The sequence below is a fragment of the Providencia alcalifaciens genome (assembly GCF_915403165.1).
GTDB classification, from domain to species: Bacteria; Pseudomonadota; Gammaproteobacteria; order Enterobacterales; family Enterobacteriaceae; genus Providencia; species Providencia alcalifaciens_C.
Genome location: NZ_OU659204.1, coordinates 753,304 through 770,386, shown reverse-complemented (window position 1 = coordinate 770,386; position 17,083 = coordinate 753,304). Strand labels below are relative to the sequence as shown.

The 17,083-nt window shown below is 43.4% G+C and carries 13 protein-coding genes; 5 read left to right on the top strand and 8 right to left on the bottom strand.

Going from position 1 to position 17,083, the window contains the following annotated elements:
• Positions 1-60 precede the first annotated feature (60 nt).
• On the bottom strand, positions 61-969 hold the full coding sequence (gene mak, locus LDO73_RS03350; protein WP_224060186.1) for a fructokinase: 909 nt from the start codon (positions 967-969) through the stop codon (positions 61-63).
• 176 nt (positions 970-1,145) lie between these two features.
• Between mak and rdgC the strand changes: the two genes are divergently transcribed.
• On the top strand, positions 1,146-2,051 hold the full coding sequence (gene rdgC / locus LDO73_RS03345; RefSeq protein ID WP_132496167.1) for a recombination-associated protein RdgC: 906 nt from the start codon (positions 1,146-1,148) through the stop codon (positions 2,049-2,051).
• Positions 2,052-2,287: 236 nt separating this feature from the next.
• Positions 2,288-2,797, top strand: a complete 510-nt coding sequence (locus tag LDO73_RS03340; protein ID WP_224060185.1) for a GNAT family N-acetyltransferase — start codon at positions 2,288-2,290, stop codon at positions 2,795-2,797.
• 712 nt (positions 2,798-3,509) lie between these two features.
• Here the strand turns inward: LDO73_RS03340 and yedF are convergent.
• The 4 genes from yedF to exbB form a co-directional block, all read right to left on the bottom strand.
• Complete coding sequence (gene yedF / locus LDO73_RS03335) at positions 3,510-3,749, bottom strand: sulfurtransferase-like selenium metabolism protein YedF (protein WP_006657165.1); 240 nt, start codon at positions 3,747-3,749, stop codon at positions 3,510-3,512.
• On the bottom strand, positions 3,746-4,960 hold the full coding sequence (gene yedE / locus LDO73_RS03330; RefSeq protein WP_224060184.1) for a selenium metabolism membrane protein YedE/FdhT: 1,215 nt from the start codon (positions 4,958-4,960) through the stop codon (positions 3,746-3,748). Before yedE ends, yedF begins: the two co-directional genes overlap by 4 nt.
• Positions 4,961-6,317: 1,357 nt before the next feature.
• Complete coding sequence (exbD, locus tag LDO73_RS03325) at positions 6,318-6,749, bottom strand: TonB system transport protein ExbD (protein ID WP_224060183.1); 432 nt, start codon at positions 6,747-6,749, stop codon at positions 6,318-6,320.
• Positions 6,750-6,754: 5 nt separating this feature from the next.
• Positions 6,755-7,729, bottom strand: a complete 975-nt coding sequence (gene exbB, locus LDO73_RS03320; protein ID WP_224060182.1) for a tonB-system energizer ExbB — start codon at positions 7,727-7,729, stop codon at positions 6,755-6,757.
• Between the two features lie 361 nt (positions 7,730-8,090).
• Between exbB and metC the strand changes: the two genes are divergently transcribed.
• From metC to LDO73_RS03305, 3 genes are all read left to right on the top strand, one after another.
• Entirely contained in the window at positions 8,091-9,275 is a 1,185-nt protein-coding gene (gene metC / locus LDO73_RS03315; RefSeq protein ID WP_224060181.1) for a cystathionine beta-lyase, read from the top strand.
• A gap of 137 nt (positions 9,276-9,412) precedes the next feature.
• Positions 9,413-10,087: a DedA family protein gene (locus LDO73_RS03310; protein WP_224060180.1), complete on the top strand. Its 675-nt coding sequence runs from the start codon at positions 9,413-9,415 to the stop codon at positions 10,085-10,087.
• Between the two features lie 141 nt (positions 10,088-10,228).
• Positions 10,229-11,128 carry a PhzF family phenazine biosynthesis protein gene (locus LDO73_RS03305; RefSeq protein WP_224060179.1) on the top strand — a complete coding sequence of 300 codons (900 nt, stop codon included), beginning with the start codon at positions 10,229-10,231 and terminating at the stop codon, positions 11,126-11,128.
• Between the two features lie 83 nt (positions 11,129-11,211).
• Here LDO73_RS03305 and LDO73_RS03300 read toward each other — a convergent pair whose 3' ends face one another.
• From LDO73_RS03300 to carA, 3 genes are all read right to left on the bottom strand, one after another.
• A complete protein-coding gene (locus LDO73_RS03300) occupies positions 11,212-12,240 on the bottom strand; it encodes a MerR family transcriptional regulator (RefSeq protein ID WP_224060178.1) in 1,029 nt (342 codons plus the stop codon).
• Between the two features lie 166 nt (positions 12,241-12,406).
• Positions 12,407-15,628, bottom strand: coding sequence for a carbamoyl-phosphate synthase large subunit (carB, locus tag LDO73_RS03295; RefSeq protein ID WP_224060177.1), 3,222 nt, complete (start codon positions 15,626-15,628; stop codon positions 12,407-12,409).
• A gap of 14 nt (positions 15,629-15,642) precedes the next feature.
• Positions 15,643-16,806 (bottom strand): glutamine-hydrolyzing carbamoyl-phosphate synthase small subunit, encoded by a 1,164-nt coding sequence (gene carA / locus LDO73_RS03290; RefSeq protein ID WP_224060176.1) that lies wholly within the window; start codon positions 16,804-16,806, stop codon positions 15,643-15,645.
• Positions 16,807-17,083 lie beyond the last annotated feature (277 nt).

The following is a 17,083-nucleotide window of genomic DNA, read 5'->3' as shown; positions in this document are numbered from 1 at the left end:
GTATGTGACTAGGGTTAGCGAGCGTAGCCAACGCAGCTACGGCGTGAAGTATGACGAGCATTAACCCTCAGAGCAGAGCCAGGCCGCCCCCCGCACCCCACTCGAATCCCCATGCTCCGCCTTCCGAATTGGCGTATCAAACTCTCTACCAAACACCCATTGGCGAATCTTTTTTGGCAGGTTTTCATAGAGCGCATCGACGTTGCTCATTCCGCCCCCTAGCACTATGACGTCTGGGTCTAGCATGTTGACGGCTTGTGCTAATGCTTTTGCTAGGCGATTTTGGTAATGTTCAAAGGCTTTTATCGCATGTTTATTGCCATTTTGCGCCAATTGAACAATTTCGGTGCCTGTTTTGGATTCTCCGGCCAGCTTTTTGTAATCCGCCATAAAGCCTGTACCGGAAACAAATTGCTCCGTACAGCCACTCAGTCCGCAATAACATTTTTCGTCAGCCAGAAATAGCCTGTCTTGGTCATCTTGCCATGGCAAAGGGTTGTGTCCCCATTCACCTGCTACACCATTTCCGCCAGAATGAACTTGTCCATTAATGGCGATCCCTGCGCCGCAGCCCGTTCCGATGATCACAGCAAATACCACTTTAGCGCCTGCACCTGCGCCATCTACGGCTTCTGAAACTGCCAGACAATTGGCATCATTCGCCATTTTCACCGGGCGACCTAAACATTGAGCAAGGTCTTTATCGAATGGTTGTCCGTTTAACCACGTAGAATTGGCATTTTTCACTTTTCCCGTCACTGGGGAAAGTGTTCCGGGGATCCCTAACCCCACACTCCCAACTTGCCCCGTTGCCGCTTCGGCCTCATCGACTAAATGCTTGATTGCATCGAGAGTGCCTTGGTAATCACCTCGTGGCGTTGGTATACGCTGACGAAATAAAATATTACCGCCATCATCCAGCGCGACCACTTCAATTTTTGTACCGCCTAAATCAATCCCTATCCTCATAATGGCACTCGCTTATTATCGATTTTTCATTTAATTGCCTGCTTACATTATTAGGCGACCTTTATAGAAAGTAAAACACCGCAAAATGGCGGGCATTTTTTTTCGCTTAATAACGGACAATTCGCTATCATGTCCGCCTTGCTAAACATGTTTTTAATGACAAAGGTAGGTTTTTCATGTGGTTCAAGAATATATTGGTCTATCGCCTGAATCGGGATTTGGCACTCTCCGCGGATGATCTGGAAAGACAACTTGCGCCGCTAGCTTATACCCCTTGTGGAAGCCAAGACATGATGAAAACAGGCTGGGTTCCGCCAATGCGTGGCGCAGATGCACTCACCCATGCTGCAAATAACCAAATTCTTATTTGTGCCAAGAAAGAAGATAAGATGCTGCCATCCCCCGTGATTAAGCAAGCATTGCAAGAGAAAATTGAAAAATTAGAAGCTGACCAAGGTCGCCAACTGAAAAAAACTGAAAAAGCCTCGTTAAAAGACGAAGTGGTTCATGACTTACTTCCGCGCGCATTCAGTAAATTCAGCAAAACCTACATTTGGATTGATACCGTTAATCAGCTAATTATTGTCGATGCCGCTAGTGCTAAGCGTGCCGAAGATAATTTAGCGCTATTACGCAAAAGCTTAGGCTCGCTTCCTGTTGTTCCCCTGACCTTTAAAGACCCGATTGAATTAACGCTAACTGAATGGGTGCGTTCTGGCGCATTACCTCAAGGTTTTGCCGCTATGGATGAAGCGGAGCTAAAAGCAATTTTAGAAGAAGGCGGGATCATCCGTTGTAAGAAACAAGACTTAATTTCTGATGAAATTGCCACCCATATTGAAGCAGGCAAATTAGTCACTAAATTATCGTTAGATTGGGAAGAGCGCGTTCAGTTTATGCTGTCAGATGACGGCTCCCTGAAGAAATTGAAATTCAGTGAAAAACTAAAAGAGCAAAATGACGACATTCCTAAAGAAGATTTTGCTCAGAAATTTGATGCTGATTATATTCTGATGACAGGCGAACTCAGCGCCTTAATCGCTCGCTTAATTGATGTTCTTGGCGGTGAAGCCGAACATTAATATTATTTAGCTTTTTATCCTGACTTCACGATGGCAACGGGCATTTACGCAAGTTGCCATTTTCTTTTTAGACCCCGCTTGCATAGCCACAATTAAGTCATTGACTGCCTCCCCGATCTCTGGTTGATTAAATTACATCCATGTAACAAATCAGTAGCAATTTTGATTATTCAATAATAACAACTCAAGCAGCTTCCTCGTGAAGCTTTGGTCAATATTCGAGCGAAGGAATGGTTATGATAGAGTTCATCGAGCCAGAAGTGGATGAAAATTCCGTTGTCTCCTTGCAGAAGGTAACAGCTGAAAACTTTTCGGAAATCTGTTTGCTGAGCCATACACTCAGTGAAGCACAACGTAGCATGGTGGCAGATAATGCCTATTCCATGGTTGAGGCGCAATTCTCTGACTGTGCTTGGTACCGAGGCATTTATGCGGATGATGTCCCGGTCGGATTCATTATGCTGCATTCTGGATTAGATGATGATGAGCTTGAATACGATGGCATTATGCTATGGCGATTTATGATAGCCGAGCCTTATCAAAAATTAGGATTTGGTCGTGAAGCATTAATTCAAGTGATCCGTTACTTGAAAAAGAAAGGTTACCCACGGCTGTATAATAGTTGCGGTGAAGGTGAAGAAAGCCCATTTGAGTTTTACCAGAAACTCGGCTTTATTCCGACAGGTGGCTATATCGATGATGAGTGTGAGCTTGTGCTGGATATTGAGAACTGGCAGGATGAGTAACCGAACTATCACCTATAACAATCAGTTGTAATTTCACGACTGATAGGTAGCTTTAATATTTTAGGGTATCACTGAAATACGCTAAATAGTTTGTGCTGTCGCAAGGCGGCAAATGCGTTAGACCCTAGGAGCATACATAAATATGTGACTAGGGCTAACGCATGAAGCCAACACCGCGACAGTGCAAAATATGACTAATACCAATACGCTAAATAGTTTGTGCTGCCGCAAGGCGGCAAATGCGTTAGACCCTAGGAGCATACACAAGTATGTGACTAGGGCAAACGCATGAAGCCAACACCGCGACAGTGCAAAATATGACTAATACCAATACGCTAAATAGTTTGTGCTGCCGCAAGGCGGCAAATGCGTTAGACCCTAGGAGCATACACAAATATGTGACTAGGGCAAACGCATGAAGCCAACACCGCGACAGTGCAAAATATGACTAATACCAATACGCTAAATAGTTTGTGCTGCCGCAAGGCGGCAAATGCGTTAGACCCTAGGAGCATACACAAGTATGTGACTAGGGCAAACGCATGAAGCCAACACCGCGACAGTGCAAAATATGACTAATACCAATACGCTAAATAGTTTGTGCTGCCGCAAGGCGGCAAATGCGTTAGACCCTAGGAGCATACACAAGTATGTGACTAGGGCAAACGCATGAAGCCAACACCGCGACAGTGCAAAATATGACGCGTATTTGCTATTTTTGGATAAGATAACGAATAGTCGGACCATCCTGTTGAATATCTAACACTTTATAACCATAATTTTTTGCATCTAAAGGGATATTATTGATAGATTGTGGGCAATCACTCACCACTTCTAATATCTCTCCGGGTTTTAACGACGGCATCGCTTCTAGCGTCGCAACCGCAGGATACGGGCAAGGTTCACCCACCATATCTAATCGATAATCCGGTACTATTTCTTTATGGCTCATGCGGCCTCCATGGAAGTATTTGCCAGTTTTTGGGCACGTTTACGGAAGAAATACTTTTCCCATACCAGCATCAAAATAAATGCAATGGCTAATAAAGCGTATGTGACGAGCAAGCCACCTTGTGGACCAAATGTCTCGAGCAAGTTCACTTTGTCAAAGTCTGTCGCTAACCATGGGCCTAAATCATCCCAGTAATACGCTAAGATAGTCGCTCCAATAATATTACCGAAACCAACCCACCAGTAATGAACTTGACCTTCAACGGCACGGTACATCCAGCCGGTTTCACAACCACCCGCCAAGACAATACCAAATCCGAACAGTAACCCACCAATCACAGCATTTGGACCTGCCCACATAATCTTAGGTGCCGCGCCCAATTGCACATAACTGAAAATACCAATAGCACTAACTGCCATACCAATGATAATCGCTTTCGCCATATGAGTACGACCAGTGATCCATAAATCACGAAATGCTGAGGTAAAACAAATTTGGGCGCGTTCAATCAGTAAACCAAAACCAATCCCACATAGGATAGCAAAGCCCATGACTGGCGCATCCAGCAATGTATAAAAACCCCATGCAAGTGCGACAGCAAAGATAGCCATGCCTAACTTAAAGCGTTTTTTAGCTGTATTCAGGTTTTGAGTTAATGGCGATGCAGTTGAGACCTTTTTCAATTTTACCGCGATACGAAACATCGGCAGTAGTGTGAATTTGGCACCAAAGTAGGAACCGACAGCAGTTGCTACAGCAAAGAACCAAGCGTGTAACGAGAATTGAGGGATACCCGTAAAGAATGCCGCTAAGTTACATCCCATGGCTAGACGAGCGCCGAATCCAGCAATAATTCCGCCAAGGATGGCTTGAAAAATTCGAACCCTATGCTGCGGCATGCGAATTTTCACATTATTTGCCCAAAGTGCTGCGGCAAAACAGCCAGCAAACATACCGATAATCATCACACCATCAATTCTATCTAATGGCGATCCTTGAAAACCGATAACTTTGAAATAGCCCCACTCTTCTGGATGCGCACCAAATAGCTGCATGATATGCCCGCCCCAGCGGGTAAATTCACCGGTTACAGCCCAAAAAGTGCCCGTTAAACCAAAATAATAAGTCGATAAGATACCTGCCGCAATCACCGCAGGTAACGGTTTCCAAAAACCGATGAGATAGTGAGATTTAAACTCAGACCAAGTCATTTTTACTTCCAGAATGATTCAAGCCAGTACCTGGCAAAGAATTTCGCTGTTGTATGATGTGTTGCTACATGATGTATAGCTAAATGCCCCACAGCGAAGAGGTGCACATCATACTCTGATACTTTTTATCATTAAATAATAAATTATTAATATTCTCAGAAAGATTGATTTAGCCACATGCTTCATCACCCAGCATGTTACCTATTCTTTACATAAATTCTGATGGTTCTGTTGATGCTTAAAAGATAAATAGCTATACAAAAAAACGCCATCGTAATGATGGCGTATGGAAATATAGTCTTATCTTATTTATAGAGGAGTATAATATGAAATATTTTTATTACATCATTTTGCTGTGTGTCGTCTAAAGTCAGCCCATTTGACTTCAGTAATAACATCCGAACTTACATCTAACAACTAAACATCGTACACTCGAGTATGATTGATTATATTTATTTTTAATATAAAGCCTAATCAAACATCAATTAGTACTTTATTTATTCCCTAGCATTAGTAAATTGAAAAATAAAAAACTCGAGATGAAAAGTTATTAAAAAGTATTTCTAAATGTTATTGGCTGCATTATAGCGCTCGTGAAATGTTGCGCAAGTGTTTTTTTATTTTATTTAAGGATTGTTATCATGAAACGGAAAACATAATAGATAACAATAAATTAGACTTAAAACCACCAACAAAGCATCAACTTGGCATTTATAACACTAATTACATATTTATATTTCATTATTCAGGTACATTTAAAATAATTTTATTAATAACACTTATATTAATAAAATCATTCAGCTTATTTACTCACTTTTTTTATCATTTCAATTAGAATTAAATGTATTAATAATTTTTATTGTTCTCTCTTTTTGTTTGAGTATCATCTAACAGGTTAAACCTGCTGTTATTTTGAACGATGATTTCGCATTTATTGATGATTATTCTAATAATCAGCAAGTTCCATGGTAACCCACACCAAATCCCCCAAAATAGATACTCCTAATTGGAGTATTCAATGAAATTACTCTGTATATGAATAATCCCTCACAATATGGATGGTTTATTTTCAATTAACCTTATCAAGTCTTTTTTTGAAAGTGATTTTATGTAAGCAAAATTTAAAATCACCCTAACCTAAATAAAATCAGAAGAAATTCCGAATAAAATTAAACCTTTTATTTGTGCAGCTATAAAGAGAAAGCACTTTTTTATCAGAAATGTTGCAAAAATATGCAAAAGATACGATGAATGAAAATTGATAAGCATAAAAAAATGCGTTTTATCTCAAAGCATCAACGTAAAAATATCACCCGCGATACAGAGATAAAACGCATTATTACGTGAAACAACTTAGCTAGTTAGCGTTAGCCGCTGTTGCTTCCATTCCAACTAAACCAATTTTAAGATATCCCGATTGACGCAACGCATTCATTACATCCATCATCGTTTCATAATCCACACTTTTATCCGCTTGGAAGAAAATTGTGGTTTCTTTATTGGTGTTTGTCGCTTGATCAAGAGTTGAACCTAATTGTTCTTTACTGACCGCTTGTTCGCCGATAAACAGCTGATTATCTGATTTCACAGTTAAGAATACTGGCTTTTCTGGTCGAGGCTGAGGCTTCGCAGTGGAAGCAGGTAAGTCGACTTTAATATCAACGGTAGCCAGTGGCGCTGCAACCATAAAGATAATCAGCAGAACCAACATAACATCGATAAACGGTGTTACGTTGATCTCATGCATTTCACCGCTATCGTCTTGTTCGTCACCTAAGCGCATTGCCATAATAATTACCTTGCTTTGCTGTTTGCCAGATCGAGGTCGCGCCCCAGTAACAACGCTGCTTGTGCAGCAACATCACCCACTTGACCACGATAGTTGTTGATCATACGGGCAAAAATATTGTAGATAACCACTGCAGGAATAGCGGCGATAAGACCAATTGCCGTCGCCAGCAACGCTTCAGCGATCCCTGGAGCAACAACGGCTAAGTTTGTGGTTTGTGAGTGAGCAATACCAATGAAGCTGTTCATGATCCCCCACACGGTACCGAATAGACCGACAAATGGAGAAATCGCACCAATAGTTGCTAAATAACCATTTCCACGTCCCATATAACGACTGATTGCTGCAACTGCTCTTTCTAAACGGAAACCGGTACGGTCTTTAATACCAGCAAGATCTTGGCTGTTTGCCGAAAGTGCTCTTTCGGTTGTCGCTTCAGCTAATAACATGCGCGTAATACTGCCCGCTTTAAAGCCTTCCGCGATAGATACCGCTTCATCAAGAGATTTTACTTCTGCAATTGCTTTTGCTTCATCTTTTAAACGACGACGTGCAATTAAAATCTCACTACCTTTGGATAAGAATAGCGCCCATGTAATCACAGATGCGAGTAACAGACCAATCATCACTATTTTTACAACAACATCTGCGTTTTGGTACATACCCCAAACCGATAAATCCTGATCAAAACCGCCACCATGACTGTCAGCCGCAATCTCAATATTTTCAGTCACTACCGTGTTTGTCACGACAGATTCCGATGTAGTTGCTGGAGTTGTAGTTGCTGGAGTTGTAGTTGCTGGAATTGTCGTTGCTTGAGTAGCAGTCACTTCCGTTGTGGAAGGTGTATTTGCAGGGGCTGCCGTTGAACCTTGATTAGCTACTGGTGTAGTAGTAGGAGTGACAGCGGGTGTTGTTTCTGCGGATGCCGTGCCCATTAAGCCGATCGCCAATAGAATAGAAGCTGTTAATTTACGCATCAGTTGGCCTTTACTCTCTTATTTGTGTTGTATAAAAAAATTTATATCGATGATTGTGCCATTCATCGACTAACCATTAAAAGCGAAATTTGATTCACGTATTCATCTCTTTTCGTCAAGATGTCAGATAATATCAAACACACCACGAATTGATAGTAATTATCATTAGTATTCGCAATTTTTTCAATCTATCTGCATTATGATTGATAGCAAAAACCGCCTCATCATAATTTTTCTTTTTATAGTGAAGAAAATTCAGCTAGCGACTTTTGTTCTTGCCTTGGACAACCAAAATCATTTAACGTCAGGTGATAACTTAGCCAATTATTTGATTTTCTATCGGTAAATAAGGGATAGCCCAATGGCAAACATTAGACCCGAAACCCAGTTAGTACATCTTGGTAGAAACCCTAAATTCACTCAAAAAGGGGTAAACCCTGTCATTCAACGCACCTCTTCCGTGATTTTTGATTCGGTAGAAGATAAAAAGCACGCAGTGCGTAATCGTGCGAATGGCGTATTAATGTATGGTCGCCGAGGTACACAGACCCATTTTGCTTTCCAAGAAGCGATGACTGAGTTGGAATGTGGTGCTGGCTGTGTTCTTTATCCTTCAGGTGCAGCAGCAATCACCAATGCCATTATGTCGTTTATCAGCGCGGGGGATCATATTCTGGTCACCGGGTCTGCCTATGATCCGACACAAAACTTCTGCGACAAAATCCTCACTAAGTTGAATGTTGAAACTAGTTATTTCTCCCCATTAATTGGCGCAAAAATTACCAATTTAATTCGCCCAAATACCAAAATTGTCTTTTTAGAGTCTCCGGGTTCTATCACCATGGAAGTCCATGACCTGCCCGCTATCGTAAAAGCCATTCGTCAAAAATCCCCTGAAATCATTATCATGATCGATAATACATGGGCTGCGGGCGTATTACTCAAACCTCTTCTATTTGATGTGGATGTCTCCATTCAATCCGCGACAAAGTACATTAATGGTCATTCGGATGGCATGTTAGGGGTCGCTGTTGCCAACCAACGCTGCATCGAAACTTTGCGAGAAAATTCATATTTATTGGGGCAAACTGCCGATCCTGATACTGTTTACATGGCAGGTAGAGGACTTCACACCCTACCAACCCGTCTCAAGCAGCATGAAGTGAACAGTTTAACCGTCGCAAACTGGTTAGCAGAGCACCCTGCGGTTGCGCGTGTTTTTCACCCTGCACTCCCAAGCCACCCTGGGCATGAATTCTTTAAACGGGACTTTAGCGGCTGTAACGGTTTGTTTTCATTTCAATTAAATTCGCGGTTATCCCCTAAACAGTTTAGTGATTTTCTCGACCACTTTAGCCATTTTAAAATGGGGTATTCATGGGGCGGGTTTGAATCACTGATTCTTGGTTATCAAACCGAAGATTTACTCAGTATGCGCCAATACGATTATCAGCCTGAAAACGGGTCATTTTTCCGTCTACATGTCGGCTTAGAGCATCCGCAAGATCTCATTGATGATTTACAACGCGCTTTCTCACGTATTTAAACATCAATATTTCTTCCTTACTATTAGGCAGTTAATCGCTGCCTTTTAGATAATTACCCAAACAAATCAAACTAGGCTGAAATTTTTCCTGTAATATAGAGCCCAATGATTCGCTTTATGCAGACACAGGAACGATTATGGAAGTCATACGCGAAATCGTACTGGCACTTTGGCACCACGATTTTATGAAGCTCTCCAACCCAGAAGTTCTCTGGGTGATTTACACCGTACTCTTTGTGGTAATTGTATTAGAAAATGGCGTTCTCCCCGCTGCATTTTTACCGGGTGATACCCTTTTACTGCTTTCTGGCGCGTTAATTGCCAAAGGCGTTCTGCACTTTGTCCCCACAATATTACTGTTGGCGACCGCCGCAAGTTTAGGCTGCTGGCTTGGATTTATTCAAGGGCGCTGGTTAAGCGAAACTAAGATAGTTAAACGCTGGCTTTCTCAACTCCCTGAGGAATATCATAAAAAAGCCAATGATATGTTTAACCGACAAGGTTTGTATGCATTATTGATCGGGCGCTTTCTGGCATTCGTGAGAACATTACTTCCATTGTTAGCGGGATTATCCGATTTAAGCCATCGCCGTTTCCAGTTATTCAACTGGCTTAGCGGGTTATTGTGGGTCGGTATTATTGTGACTTTGGGCTATGCCGTTAACCAAATCCCTTTCGTTAAAGAGCATGAGCAAGTCGTAATCACCGCACTGATGATCATCCCTGTTGTGCTGTTGGTCAGTGGTTTGATTGGTTCCATTATTGTCTACTGGAAACACCGTAAAGCCCTGAAAGGTAGTAAAGAAAGCTAAATTGCACGCCTAAATCATCTCACGCGACCAACACAAGTTTCAGTGCTTGGTCGCCGCTACAAAACCCACATCTACCTCTCAATATGCGCCCCTTTCATCCCCATAAATAATAAAAAAGCGCTTAATTACCTTGGAGTCACTATGCAAAACACAGCAATACCTACAGATGAACACACACTTAACGTTCACCTTGTAAATTCATTTACTCGAAATAACACAGGCGGAAACCCTGCCGGAGTCGTACTCAATCCCCCGAAACTCAGTGATGCACAAAAAATTGCGATTGCTCGCCAAGTGGGATTTTCCGAAACGGCATTTGTCTATACCGGAGAAAGCGCGGGTGAAGAAACAGATTTTAAAGTGGATTTTTTCACTCCTGAAAGTGAAGTCGACTTTTGTGGGCACGCGACATTGGCTGCCTTTTTTACCTTATTTTCACTGAATCAATTGGGCGCTGGCACTTACTCCCAAAAAACCAAAGCAGGTATTTTAAATGTTACGGTCAGTGCTGATGGGGTCATTATGCAACAAACTCTTCCCGTTACCCGCCAAGGGCCTGATGTAAATGTCGTCGCCGCAGCATTAGGTATCCCAACCGAGGCAATCACGGAAACAGGCTTACCCATTGAAATTATCTCCACTGGATTACCTGATATTTTAGTCCCCGTGCAACCCAATCAATTAGATAATTTAAAACCTAATTATGATGCTATCGCGCAACTGAGCCGTGAGTTTGATTCGATTGGTTTTCATGTTTTTGAGTTAAGCCAGTCATCTTCTTTTACTGCTCATTGCCGAAATTTTGCTCCGCTCTACGGAATTAATGAAGAGTCTGCAACTGGTAGCTCAAGCGGTGCTCTTGGTTGTTATCTAGTGAAGCATATCTTCCCCACAGAAACCCATTTTCTGTTAGAGCAAGGGCGAGCAATGGAATGCTCCTCGCAAATTCAAGTGGAAATCTCTCATCAAGATCAAGCTGTCAGTCGAGTTTGTGTGGGTGGACAAGCCGCAACAATCGGTATCCAAACCGTCCATTTTTAGTCTACTAACTCGACTAAAACAAAAAAGTCGCGGCATATTCTGTCGCGACTTTGATATCAGGAATGGATTGCTAACTTACGCTGTTATTGCTTCGCCAATAAGAAACTAATGGCAGAAAACAGATACTGCCCAATTTCTGGCGTCATCCAAGTTCCTTGAGAAATCACCGGATCTTCGCGGTAAATCGTGCAGATTTTTTCCTGCAATAGCGGATCGCCCCCAGTAAATTGGTTAAACATGGTTAACCACATCCCCGCCAACTTCTGCACATTAGGCGAATCTGGCGCATCCCCCGCTTTCAATGCATTATAAATTCCTGAAATAAATTCAGGCCACACTTTGCCTGATTCAAAGTAATGCTGGCTAACAAAAGCAAATTGCTCTGCGGTTAAATGAGGTTCAAAACGCGACAGTTGGTACTCACTAAAGCTCCGAGCTACAAAGTCAATCATCGCTTCAGTGATCCCTGTCGAGAACATTAGCTCATTGTCGGTTAAGTGAATTTGATTTAAACGCGCAAAGAAATCTGGGTTTCCGCCCGTATCTCTTTCCAAGGCAGTCATCCACTCAACCGCGACAGCTTGTACTTCGGCCGATTGCGGTGATTCACTTTTTTCCATTAACGATTTTACTGTAGCGACCCGCTGCTGCCACTCTTGGTTTTTCAATGTGTTCGCCGTGTATAGCGGCAATTGCTCAAGTTCTTGAGGGGTAAAATATTTATCAAACATCGACATCATCTCCAATAATGAAAACCAATCAGCCTGAGTGGGATTATCTCCCTGCTGCATTTGCTGCTGTAACCGCTCGAGGCGTGAACGCAGTTTTTCTATCTGCTTCATCTGCTCGGTTAACAGACTAATACGCTCTTGCAACAAAAGAGAGATATCGCCACTGTGACCATTAAGTAACTCACCGATGTCTTTCAGTTTGACTCCCACCTGACGCAGCATCTGAATTTGCGTCAAACGTTCAATACATTGCATATTATAGAGTCGATAACCTGCATCGGTTCTGGCAGTCGGCAGTAATAAACCAATCTCTTCATAATGGTGAAGGGTACGAATGGTTAATCCTGTTTTCTCTGCAATCTCACCCACTTGAAATAGCATCTGCGCCTCCTGTCCTGAAATGCAGGTTAGTGCCTCACGTTACGTGAGGGTCAATCACTATTGTGCACTATTTTCCATTTATTTTAATTTATTCCACTTTTCGCTACCCATAAAAAAACCCCAGAGGCGATAACGCCACTGGGGTTAATAATCATCGAATCAATGATTATTTAATTAATGCGTGCATTTCTTGAACAGAAATCACTTTATCGGTTGGGTCTGCGCTCAGAGATAACGCCGTCGCAAAGCCACCGTTGAGGGTTGTATCATAGTGAACTTTGTAACGCAGTGCGCTGCCACGAATGAGTTTTGAATCTTCAATCGCTTGACGACCTGCCGTTGTATTCACGATGTAGTTGTACTCACCATTCTTAATACGGTCTTGAATGTGTGGACGACCTTCGTGAACCTTGTTCACTAAACGTGGGTTGATACCCGCTTCACCCAGGACAATCGCCGTTCCGTGAGTCGCGTCTAACTCAAAACCGTGTTTCAGCAGTTTCGCCGCTAAATCAACAACTTTCGTTTTATCGCCTTCACGAACAGACAGCAGTGCGCGACCGGATTTCTTCATGGTTGAGTTGCTGCCTAACATCGCTTTAGCAAATGCTTCAGCAAATGTGCGGCCAACCCCCATCACTTCACCCGTTGAGCGCATTTCTGGCCCGAGGATTGGGTCAACACCTTGGAACTTGTTGAATGGCAGAACCACTTCTTTGACTGAGTAGTAAGGCGGAATAACTTCTTCAGTAACGCCTTGTTGAGTCAGTGTTTGGCCAGCCATAACACGCGCCGCGACTTTCGCTAGTGGTACACCTGTTGCTTTAGAAACAAATGGCACCGTTCTTGCTGCGCGCGGGTTCACTTCAATCAAGTAAACTTCGTTGTTCTTCACAGCGAACTGTACGTTCATCAAGCCGCGAACACGTAATTCAAAGGCGAGATTACGCACTTGTTCACGCATCACATCCTGAATTTCTTGGCTTAACGTGTAAGCTGGCAGAGAACATGCTGAGTCACCGGAGTGAACACCCGCCTGCTCAATGTGCTCCATAATTCCGCCAATCAGCACCATTTCACCGTCGCAGATTGCATCCACATCAACTTCAATCGCATCATCAAGGAAACGGTCGAGTAAGACTGGCGCATCGTTAGAAACGCTCACTGCATTTTGGAAGTAACGACGCAGGTCAACTTCGTCATAGACGATTTCCATTGCACGGCCACCTAGGACATAAGACGGGCGAACCACCAGCGGGTAACCGATGCCCGCGGCTTTTTCAACGGCCTGTTCAATGGTTGCCACTGTCGCATTTTGTGGCTGTTTCAGGTTTAAGCGGTTAACAGCTTGTTGGAAACGCTCACGGTCTTCTGCACGGTCGATTGCATCTGGGCTAGTGCCAATGATAGGAACTCCCGCCGCTTCCAGCGCACGCGCGAGTTTCAGAGGTGTTTGTCCGCCATACTGGACAATCACGCCTTGTGGCTGCTCGATGCGGACGATTTCTAGTACATCTTCCAATGTGACCGATTCAAAATATAAGCGGTCTGACGTGTCGTAGTCGGTAGAAACTGTTTCTGGGTTACAGTTCACCATGATGGTTTCGTAACCATCTTCACGCAGCGCTAATGAGGCGTGTACGCAGCAGTAGTCGAATTCGATACCTTGACCGATACGGTTTGGACCACCGCCTAACACCATGATTTTTGGCTTGTCACTATTCGGGTTAGATTCACACTCTTCTTCATAAGTGGAATACATATACGCGGTATCTGTGGCAAATTCAGCCGCACAGGTATCTACACGCTTATAAACTGGATGTAAATCATAACCTTGGCGTAATTTACGTAATTCCGCTTCAGACACGCCCACTAAACTTGCCAGACGCGCATCCGCAAAACCTTTGCGCTTCAGTTGGCGTAGGAAATCTTTAGTCAGACCATTAATACCTAACTCTGCCACTTCGTTTTCTAAACGCACCAGCTCTTCAATTTGCACTAAGAACCAGCGGTCGATATTAGTCAGGTTAAAAATACCATCGACCGATAAGCCTGCGCGGAATGCATCAGCGATGTACCAAATACGGTCAGAGCCCGCATCTTTCAGTTCGCGACGAATGCGCGTTAACGATTCAGGGTCGTCCTGGCTCACTTTCGGGTCGAAGCCTGTTGCGCCTACTTCCAGACCACGCAGCGCTTTTTGCATAGATTCTTGGAATGTACGACCGATGGCCATCACTTCACCCACAGATTTCATTTGGGTAGTCAGACGGTCATTGCTTCCTGCGAATTTTTCGAAGTTAAAGCGAGGAATTTTGGTCACAACGTAGTCGATAGAGGGTTCAAATGACGCAGGGGTACGACCGCCAGTGATGTCATTCATCAGCTCATCGAGGGTGTAACCGACTGCTAATTTGGCTGCGATTTTAGCAATTGGGAAGCCCGTTGCTTTTGAAGCGAGTGCGGATGAACGAGAAACTCGTGGGTTCATCTCGATAACGATTAAGCGGCCATCTTTCGGGTTAACCGCGAACTGAACGTTAGAACCGCCTGTTTCAACACCGATTTCACGCAGTACTGCCATCGAAGCATCACGCATGATTTGGTATTCTTTATCAGTCAGTGTTTGCGCAGGTGCGACGGTGATGGAGTCACCGGTGTGAATTCCCATTGCGTCGAAGTTTTCGATGGAGCAGACGATAATGCAGTTATCTTTCTTATCACGCACCACTTCCATTTCGTACTCTTTCCAACCAATTAACGACTCATCGATTAACAGTTCGTTAGTTGGGGATAAATCTAAACCACGAGTACAGATCTCTTCAAATTCTTCGCGGTTATACGCAATACCGCCACCTGAACCACCCATGGTGAAGGATGGACGAATGATACATGGGAAGCCCACATCGTCAGCGACGGCATAAGCTTCTTCCATTGTGTGGGCAATACCTGAACGCGCAGTACCTAAACCGATTTTTTTCATCGCTTTATCAAAGCGTTGACGGTCTTCTGCTTTATCAATTGCGTCCGCAGTCGCACCAATCATGGTCACGCCAAACTCAGCCAGTACACCTTTACGCTCAAGTTCCAGCGCACAGTTTAGGGCTGTTTGTCCACCCATAGTTGGTAATACCGCATCTGGGCGCTCTTTTTCAATGATTTTACGTACCACTTCCCAGTGAATTGGCTCTATATAGGTTGCATCCGCCATTTCAGGGTCAGTCATGATAGTCGCTGGGTTCGAGTTCACCAGAATAACGCGGTAACCTTCTTCTCTCAGTGCTTTACATGCCTGTGCACCTGAGTAGTCAAACTCACACGCCTGACCGATAACAATCGGGCCCGCACCGAGGATCAGAATGCTTTTAATATCTGTACGTTTTGCCATTTTCTTGCTCCCGATTATTTTGCGTTTGAACGTGGTGTGTTTTGACGGTATTCATTGATTAAATCAATGAAGTGGTCAAAAAGACCTGCGGCATCATGAGGACCAGAACTGGCTTCTGGGTGACCTTGGAAACTGAATGCAGGTTTATCTGTGCGATGGATACCTTGTAAAGTGCCATCAAACAGCGATTTGTGTGTCACACGCAATGTGTCGGGTAGTGTGGATTCATCAACCGCAAAACCGTGGTTTTGAGCCGTGATCATCACCACGTCTTTGTCTAAATCTTTAACTGGGTGATTAGCACCGTGGTGACCAAACTTCATTTTCACGGTATTCGCGCCGCTTGCTAATGCCAGCAATTGGTGACCCAAGCAGATACCAAATACTGGGATTTCAGTTTTTAAGAATTCTTGGATGGCATTGATAGCGTAGTCACAAGGGGCTGGGTCGCCAGGACCGTTTGATAAGAAAATCCCATCTGGATTCATCGCTAATACAGTTTCTGCTGGTGTTGTTGCTGGAACCACGGTTAATCGGCAACCACGGTCAACTAACATACGTAGAATATTACGTTTCGCACCAAAGTCATAAGCAACTACATGTAATGGTAATTCATCTTCTTTTGTTGCAGCTGGTTGCCCTTCTTCTAAGTTCCAAGAGCGTTGAGTCCAGCTGTAAATCTCTTTGGTGCAAACTTCTTTTGCTAAATCTAAGCCGTTTAAACCTGTGAAGCTGCGTGCTTTTTCTAAAGCCAACGCCGCATCTGGGTTATCCCCTGCGATGATACAACCATTTTGCGCGCCTTTTTCTCTTAACAGGCGGGTTAATTTACGCGTGTCGATATCGGCGATAGCCACTACATTGTGGCGTTTCAGATATTCAGATAATCCTTCCTGACCACGAAAGTTACTGTAGATTAATGGTAAGTCACGAATGATAAGGCCTTGAGCATGTACGTTTGGAGATTCTTCGTCATCAGCATTAGTGCCGACATTACCAATATGGGGATAAGTGAGAGTAACAATTTGGCGGGAATAGGAAGGGTCAGTAATTATTTCTTGATATCCGGTCATTGAAGTATTGAAAACGACTTCTCCAATAGCGGCCCCTTCAGCACCAATGGCGCGCCCGTGGAATTGGGTTCCGTCTTCCAGAACCAATATAGCTGACTTAATCAAAACATCCTCCGGAGAATAATCAATCACGTTTTTTGCATATTAATTCAGATTTTGCGATCTAAATCAATGCCAAAATGAGTTTTTAAGCAGATTTTTGGCAAATTGCGCGCATTCTAATGATGGGATAGAGTCTTGTCTAGAAAAAAATGCATTTTTTTCACTTTTAGCTTACTTTTTTGCATTCTTACCTATTTTTTCTATAGAAGGCTAATGAAATAACCATTTATGGGTAAAAAAGCAAACGGTTAATAGCGAAGAAAAGTGCAAAATGGATAAT

Coding starts and splice junctions, on each gene's coding strand:
- LDO73_RS03310 (WP_224060180.1), top strand. CDS start 9,413: ATGGAAGTCATACGCGAAATCGTACTGGCACTTTGGCACCACGATTTT.
- LDO73_RS03305 (WP_224060179.1), top strand. CDS start 10,229: ATGCAAAACACAGCAATACCTACAGATGAACACACACTTAACGTTCAC.
- LDO73_RS03340 (WP_224060185.1), top strand. CDS start 2,288: ATGATAGAGTTCATCGAGCCAGAAGTGGATGAAAATTCCGTTGTCTCC.
- carB (WP_224060177.1), bottom strand. CDS start 15,628: ATGGCAAAACGTACAGATATTAAAAGCATTCTGATCCTCGGTGCGGGC.
- yedE (WP_224060184.1), bottom strand. CDS start 4,960: ATGACTTGGTCTGAGTTTAAATCTCACTATCTCATCGGTTTTTGGAAA.
- metC (WP_224060181.1), top strand. CDS start 8,091: ATGGCAAACATTAGACCCGAAACCCAGTTAGTACATCTTGGTAGAAAC.
- yedF (WP_006657165.1), bottom strand. CDS start 3,749: ATGAGCCATAAAGAAATAGTACCGGATTATCGATTAGATATGGTGGGT.
- LDO73_RS03300 (WP_224060178.1), bottom strand. CDS start 12,240: ATGCTATTTCAAGTGGGTGAGATTGCAGAGAAAACAGGATTAACCATT.
- rdgC (WP_132496167.1), top strand. CDS start 1,146: ATGTGGTTCAAGAATATATTGGTCTATCGCCTGAATCGGGATTTGGCA.
- exbB (WP_224060182.1), bottom strand. CDS start 7,729: ATGCGTAAATTAACAGCTTCTATTCTATTGGCGATCGGCTTAATGGGC.
- exbD (WP_224060183.1), bottom strand. CDS start 6,749: ATGGCAATGCGCTTAGGTGACGAACAAGACGATAGCGGTGAAATGCAT.
- mak (WP_224060186.1), bottom strand. CDS start 969: ATGAGGATAGGGATTGATTTAGGCGGTACAAAAATTGAAGTGGTCGCG.